The organism is Alkalibaculum sporogenes (genome assembly GCF_009362815.1).
GTDB classification, from domain to species: domain Bacteria; phylum Bacillota; class Clostridia; order Eubacteriales; family Alkalibacteraceae; genus Alkalibaculum_A; species Alkalibaculum_A sporogenes.
On the sequence record NZ_WHNX01000061.1, the window covers coordinates 1 to 6,984 of the forward strand.

Genomic DNA, 6,984 nt, shown 5'->3' on the forward strand with positions numbered 1-6,984 from the left:
TATCTTTTGTCTTTTATCTTTTGTCTTTTATCTTTTGTCTTTTATCTTTTGTCTTTTATCTTTTGTCTTTTATCTTTTGTCTTTTATCTTTTGTCTTTTTCTTTAAATACATAGAACAAAGCAGAAAAATATATAGAGTATTTTCAAAACATTAGCAATACGATAGCTTCGCTAAATTCAAAAGAATGAGAATATAAACGTCAAGAATTTTTGACTGTTTGAGCGTAGCGAGTTTCAAAAATTTAGTTTATCTTCGAGTTCTTTCATACAGTATGCGACAGCGTGTTTGCGTTTGTTTTAAAAATACTCAAAACTCCAACTATTCATGTAAATCTTCTATCTTTTGTCTTCTATCTTTTGTCTTCTATCTTTTGTCTTCTATCTTTTGTCTTCTATCTTTTGTCTTCTATCTTTTGTCTTCTATCTTCTATCTTCTATCTTTTGTCTTTTATCTTTTATCTTTTATCTTTTATTTTTTATTTTTTATCTTTTGTCTTTATCTCAAATACATAGAACAAAGCACAAAAACATATAGAGTATTTTTAAAACATTAGCAATACGATAGCTTCGCTAAATTCAAAAGAAGGAGAAGATAAACGTCAAGAATTTTTGACTGTTTGAGCGTAGCGAGTTTCAAAAATTTAGTTTATCTTCGAGTTCTTTTCATACAGTCTGCGACAGCGTGTTTGCGTTTGTTTTAAAAATACTCAAGACTCTAAATATATTATGTACGGAATAAGATGTTAGATGTAGGATGTTAGACTTTGTTTTTGTATTTGGTCTTGTCTTTGATCTTTTTCTTCAAATAAGCTAACTTCCATATATAATAAAAAACTCTATTACTATCTTTTCTATATTTTTTTCAAACGATAGCATTGCAAATTACGAAACAAGAAAATCCAAAATTAAGTTACTCTTTTTCCTCACTTTTGCATTCTTGTTTTCACGGCTATTTCATATAGTCTATTACTTTTATCATAAAAGAGCTTCTATTCTTTTTTGCTATAACCTTTCATCATTCTATTTATATTAATAATTGTAACCATTACGTGCATTGAAAAAAATCCAAGCGATAATGTGAATATTTGTTTATTTAAATAAATTTCCATAACTCCATTATCATTACCAAATAACAGTATTAATAAAAAGAAGAAAAAATATGGTGTTAATAATAAGTTTATATTAATTTCTTTTCTTTTTTTATATAAAATTTCCGTTATAATCATTAATAATACGGCTAAGACCATTAAAAAAATTAATGTAAAAGCAAACATTTTTACCTCCTCCTAGTATATTATTTTTATAAAAGATTCTTCTAATATAATCTCAGATAACAGGTAACATCACCATTCTTTCTATATAAAAATATTAATCTGCTCCAATAACCACTGCATCCAGGTATTTTGTTCATATTTTATCCGTATTTCTGAAGTCATTCCCGGTTTTAATAAAACGGTATTTTCGTTTTTATCTTTTAGTTGGTTGTCCTTTGGTTCAATATATGTTAAAAAATATGCCTCACCAGACTCTTGGTCAACACTGGAATCGATATTGATTTCAATGATTTTTCCTTCTATTACACCAAATTTCGTTTGTAGGATACCATCTAGCGCAATTTCTACTGGATCTTCTTGCTGTACCTTGCTCCTTTCATTAGATGGAAGAGCTACCTGTAATGATAATACATTATCATCATCATTCATAACTTTTGCTATAGGTGTAGCTGCCTGTACTACAGTACCTTCCTTAATGTCATAGTTAAAATGAAGAATGCCATCGCTGACTGCATTTAAAGTGTAATTACTTTCATATTCACTATTGGCTGTATATTTCCCCTTAGATTCTATTGATTGCAGTTTAAGTTCCGATCTCTTTTGCCCAATTTGTGCCAGTATCTGAATTTTTAAATTATCTTTGCTCCCTTTTGCTGATTGTACTTGATCTTGTAATTGTTCAATTTGTTCTTTAGATGTGTTAACATTTGATTCCTCTTCTATTATTTTTGCTTCTAAAGTATTTTTTTTATTATTCAGAGTTTCCATCTCAGATTGTTTGGTATCTAGTATCTCTTGCTTTTCTTTGACATCGTCTTCTCGTTCTGGTTGAATTATTAAATCAATTTTACTAACTTCATCCTGCAATTTTGATATTTCCAGAGATATGGTATTGACTGTTGTATTAATTTCTTTAATCCCATCTTTATTTTCTTGAACATTTTTATTAGCCTGATTTTTATTGTTTTCCTGTTCTTTAATTTGTTGTTGATATGTACTGATTTGTTCATCACTTGATTTATTTTGCATAATATAGTATTGTACATTATTATAAAATTCCAACTCCTGCGATTTATTCTTAAATAGGTTATTACCTGTCTTTATAGACTTTTCGTATCTATCATAGTACACCAGTTGTTGTTCTATAAATTCATCTTGATCCTTTGATGTCTCTGTTTGGGCACTTTGGCTGTTGCTCTTAAGGGTAACAATAGTATCTCCCTTTTGTACATAATCCCCTTCGGTGAAGTGAACTTTTTCGACCATTCCTTGAATATCTGGTGAAATATTTGTACTATCTTGGGAAACTACCATACCTTTGACTTTTACTACTTCCACCTTTATTGCTATCGTAGCCCAAACAAGCAAAAAAATAATTACCATTAACACCGTACCGATAAACCATGTCATAAATCGTGGTGGGTTCTTATCAAAAAATATACGGCTATTTTTTAAATCATGTAGCGAATAAATTTCTTTCATCAGGTTTCCTCCACAGGGATAAATATATCTACTGTTACATTCTCTGGATTTTCCATATTCGCATATACCGTGTAGATAGGTCCAGCTTTTATAAGTTTATTTTCCCATATGTACAAGTTCAGTTTTGTATAACCGTAGGATAATTCTTGAATATTACCTTCAAACCGAACATAAATACAATTTGAAAGTTTTAGACCTGAAGGAATGTATTGATAAGGTTCACTGATTGATGGAATTGATTTTACCTGCATAATAAGATCTATATTTACTAGCAATCCTTCTTTTTCATCGATGTGCGAATCATATGTAACAGTAATCAGTGGTCCCAATATGATTATTTTATTAGTTTTAATAAATGATTCCATCATATAAGTAGCTTTATCTACTTCAATTTGCGGTAAATTTCTTAGTTCTCTCATAAGATATCCATTTAATTTCAATATTTTATCAGTTTTTATCTCTAACATTTTTCCCTCACATATGGTAATATTTTTTTAGTTATTTTTTAAAAACAAATTTTTGTAAAAACAATACACATCCTACCATTATAATAAATCCAAACCATGAAGGAATATCATTCCCTGTGACCCTCATGACTACTAACATAACCAATATGGCAGAAAAACCACCTATTAACCAACTTAGTACTAACTTTAATCTCATAGCACTCCGTCCTTTCTAAATATAATAGATAATAAAACTAATATATTTTATAGTGAATTAAGATATTTCTATCTTAATCCACTAATACTATAAATTATCTTACATTTATCTATATTTTACCAAGATACCAATTGCCTGGTATAATCATATCGCTAAAACTAACAAAGGCTACCACATTTGTTCCATGTTTAGCCACCGAGTTTGAAGATATAACATCAGCAATCATTCCAGCTACTCCACCAGCAACAATAGGTGCCACTGCTGCCAATACTCCACCTGATCCGTATGTAATAAAAGCCGCTACAGCACCTGCAATAGTTGCTGTACTCCAAGTAATCATTTTCCCTGCAGTATTTCCTGTTATACCAATTGTTATTTTCCCACCCCCTTCTACATACATCATTTCATCAGTGGTAATATTCTTGGTATATCTAAAAATGGTGTCATGGATACGCTTTTCATTAGAAGCATCTAAGTTGCTGGTAGCTTCATCCATGACGAGAATGCTGGGATTCTTAATTAATGCCCTCGCTATGGCAATCCGTTGACGTTCTCCTCCTGAGAGATTGCTTCCCTGCTCTTCCAAATAGTTATCATATCTTCCGGGGAGTTTTTGTATGAAGTCGTGACATCCTGCCTTTTTAGCTGCGGAGATGACTTCATCATAAGTGACATCAGCTTTCCCTACCTTAATATTGTCTATAATCTTTCCAGAAAATAATTCAACATTTTGTGGGATGTAACCTATTTTCTTTCGTATGTATTGTAAATCTAAATCTTCCAAATTATAATTATTGATTTTAATTTTTCCTTTATCTTGCCGGTAAAATGCCATTAGTAGTTTTGATAGTGTGGTCTTGCCTGCTCCAGACTGTCCCACTAATGCGATTTTACTCCCTTTAGGTATAGTTATAGATATTTCTTTTAGTACTGGAGATCTTGTACCATAGGCAAAGGTGACATTTTCCAGAATGATCTCTCCATTCAAATCTACATCCTTTAGTCTGTGTTCCTCTTCCTCCTGTTCTTCTTCCACTTCATAAATTTCATTTAGTCTCTTCATAGCAATCCCTGCTTCTTGAAAGGTGAGCTGAAGCCCTATTAGATTAGATATGGGCTGTATAAATTGTCCCGATAAGGTTGAAAACGCCATTAAATCTCCTAGTGTCATCTTTTGATCCATAACACTAAGTGCTCCAACTACCATAATAACAAGATTCCCTATACTACCTACCGAAGAAGATATGGATCCCTGTACATTGGATAAAACACCTTCTTTATATCCAGTTTTTAAGGATGCAATAAATCTATGTTCTAATTTTTCTAATTGCTCTTCTTCATTTGCCATAGCTTTAACTATTTCTATATTTTTTAGGGATTCTATCATTTGGGAGTTTAAGTTGACTGACTGCTCCATTTGTAAATAATTTAATTCTTTATATGGCTTCTTAAATACGTATATAAGTATAATACTGATGATTAACATAATACTTACAATGAAAAATAATTGCTGACTTAAAAAATATAATACAGTCCCAGTTATTACTGCCATACCAATATCAATAACCAAAGATAAAGATACTCCAGTAAATATTTCTTTTACTGTAGATGCATCCTGAAACCTTGTCAAGATATCTCCAACCCTCCGGCTTGCGAAAAAAGTCATAGGAAGCCTTAAGATATGTTTGTAATAACCTAATAACAAGGGAATATCAATTTTCCTTGATAAAAATAAGAGGATCTGCTGTCTGAATGCACCTATTAAAATTTGAAATAGCGCTATGATGAAAAATGCAATGGCATACGTATACAATGAACTTTTTAAGTTATAAGGCAATATTTCATCCATCAGTATTTTGCTAAAAAAGCTGGATACGATTCCCATAATGCTAAGTACTAAGGAGGCAAATATGGTAATGACCATCAACTTTTTCTGGGGTAGTATCAATTTTACAAACATATTGAATACATTCTTTGATTTCTGTCTGCCCTTTTCAAATTCACTGGTAGGCACCATCAGCAATATTACCCCGTCAAACATGTCAAAGAATTTGTCCTGCGTGATTTTTTGAATACCTTTTGCTGGATCTGATATGATAACCTTTTTTTTCTTGATCTTATGTACAACTACAAAGTGAGATAAACCATCTTCCTTAATTACATGGGCAATTGCTGGAAGAGTAAAATCACTCATGAAGCTCTTAGTATCCACCCGTATTGGCTTTACTTCGAAATGCAGTTTCTTTGCACCATCTACCAAGCCGGCAAGATTTGTTCCTTTTATATCTGTCCCTACCATATCTCGGAGTTTTGTAATACTAAGATCTAACCCATAATGTAAACATATTGTCGCCAAACATGCCGCCCCACAGTCAGATGCATCATGTTGTTTTACACAAGCATATTTTTTCATCAGATATCCTTTCTCCAAGTAATAACTTATCTTGGAAAAATAGTACCATAATATTTATAAAAAAACACAAAAAATTCCTAAACAACAGCTATAGTTGCGTAAACGACATGTTTTTGACTATATTTATTGTTAAAAGTTAATTTCAATATACTGTTAAGATAATTTTGTCTTATTAATTATAATATGTAAATTTTGGCCTTTTTTATTGACAAAATTTGATATAATATCAATAACTCATCAAAAGGAGGAATCGTATTGAAAACTATCTTAATCGTAGAAGACCATGAAATAATACAAATATGGTTAGAACAAATCCTATTATCTATTGATCCCCATTTAAATATTTTAAAAACTGCTTATGCTAAACACGCTTTAGAATATTCAAAAAATAATATTATACATGCATTTCTGCTGGATATTAAGCTTTTAGACTATAGTGGTTTGACCCTCGGGGAACAAATTCGAGAAATACCTGCATACAAGTTTACACCTATAGTCTTTATCACTGGATTACCTACAAAAGAAATGATTGCCTTTAAAGAACTACATAGTTATGATTATCTGGTCAAACCCTTTACAGAGGATGATTTTAAAAAAACCATGGAACCTATCATCAATTTTTATATAAGGCCAGTAGAAAAGAACCAAGCCAAACTTCAATTAAAGCATAAAGAAATTATCTATAATTTTAAGCAAAGTGATATTGTTTACGTCGAGTCTAAAAACAAAAAACTTATAGTCAATACCCAGCAAGAAACCGCTACTGTCACTGGATATACATTAAAGTCTATTCATAAAGAACTGGAAGAAAAATTTATAAGATGTCACAAAGCCTATATTATAAACACTGACTATATAGAAAAAGTTGATAAGAAGAATTCTAATATTTATTTAGTTAACAGTAACGATACAATACCATTGGGCAGACGGTATATACAAAACTTTAAAGGTATCTTGCTGTGACATTTGTGAAAGTCATAGTGACTAAAATAAGAGCGTAAGAGGGGTAAACATGGTAGTGTAATTAATCTTTTGTCTTTTGTCTTTTGTCTTGAGAATGTAATTATTTCTGTGTCCTAGGAAAGAATGTATCTTTCTTAAGCAAAAATAGATATGTACTGAGAAGCCGAAAAAACAAACTTCTCAATAGCT

Annotated in this window: 6 protein-coding genes; 1 reads left to right on the forward strand and 5 read right to left on the reverse strand. The window is 30.9% G+C overall.

The window, feature by feature from the left end:
• Positions 1-989 precede the first annotated feature (989 nt).
• The 5 genes from GC105_RS16265 to GC105_RS16280 all read right to left on the reverse strand — a co-directional run bounded on the left by GC105_RS16265 (position 990) and on the right by GC105_RS16280 (position 5,832).
• Positions 990-1,274, reverse strand: a complete 285-nt coding sequence (locus GC105_RS16265; protein ID WP_152806946.1) for a hypothetical protein — start codon at positions 1,272-1,274, stop codon at positions 990-992.
• Positions 1,275-1,355: 81 nt separating this feature from the next.
• Positions 1,356-2,756: a beta-barrel domain-containing protein gene (locus tag GC105_RS16270; protein ID WP_152806948.1), complete on the reverse strand. Its 1,401-nt coding sequence runs from the start codon at positions 2,754-2,756 to the stop codon at positions 1,356-1,358.
• Entirely contained in the window at positions 2,756-3,223 is a 468-nt protein-coding gene (locus GC105_RS16275; protein ID WP_152806950.1) for a hypothetical protein, read from the reverse strand. Before GC105_RS16275 ends, GC105_RS16270 begins: the two co-directional genes overlap by 1 nt.
• Before the next feature lie 31 nt (positions 3,224-3,254).
• On the reverse strand, positions 3,255-3,419 hold the full coding sequence (locus GC105_RS16980; protein WP_193708464.1) for a hypothetical protein: 165 nt from the start codon (positions 3,417-3,419) through the stop codon (positions 3,255-3,257).
• A gap of 109 nt (positions 3,420-3,528) precedes the next feature.
• A complete protein-coding gene (locus GC105_RS16280; protein ID WP_152806952.1) occupies positions 3,529-5,832 on the reverse strand; it encodes a peptidase domain-containing ABC transporter in 2,304 nt (767 codons plus the stop codon).
• A gap of 255 nt (positions 5,833-6,087) precedes the next feature.
• On the opposite strand from GC105_RS16280, the gene GC105_RS16285 reads away from it, so the two are divergent.
• On the forward strand, positions 6,088-6,795 hold the full coding sequence (locus GC105_RS16285) for a LytR/AlgR family response regulator transcription factor (protein ID WP_152806954.1): 708 nt from the start codon (positions 6,088-6,090) through the stop codon (positions 6,793-6,795).
• Positions 6,796-6,984: the final 189 nt, after the last annotated feature.

What these genes read in the sequence shown, in the direction of transcription:
- GC105_RS16265 (WP_152806946.1), bottom strand. Translation starts at nt 1,274, where the DNA reads ATGTTTGCTTTTACATTAATTTTTTTAATGGTCTTAGCCGTATTATTA.
- GC105_RS16270 (WP_152806948.1), bottom strand. Translation starts at nt 2,756, where the DNA reads ATGAAAGAAATTTATTCGCTACATGATTTAAAAAATAGCCGTATATTT.
- GC105_RS16275 (WP_152806950.1), bottom strand. Translation starts at nt 3,223, where the DNA reads ATGTTAGAGATAAAAACTGATAAAATATTGAAATTAAATGGATATCTT.
- GC105_RS16980 (WP_193708464.1), bottom strand. Translation starts at nt 3,419, where the DNA reads ATGAGATTAAAGTTAGTACTAAGTTGGTTAATAGGTGGTTTTTCTGCC.
- GC105_RS16280 (WP_152806952.1), bottom strand. Translation starts at nt 5,832, where the DNA reads ATGAAAAAATATGCTTGTGTAAAACAACATGATGCATCTGACTGTGGG.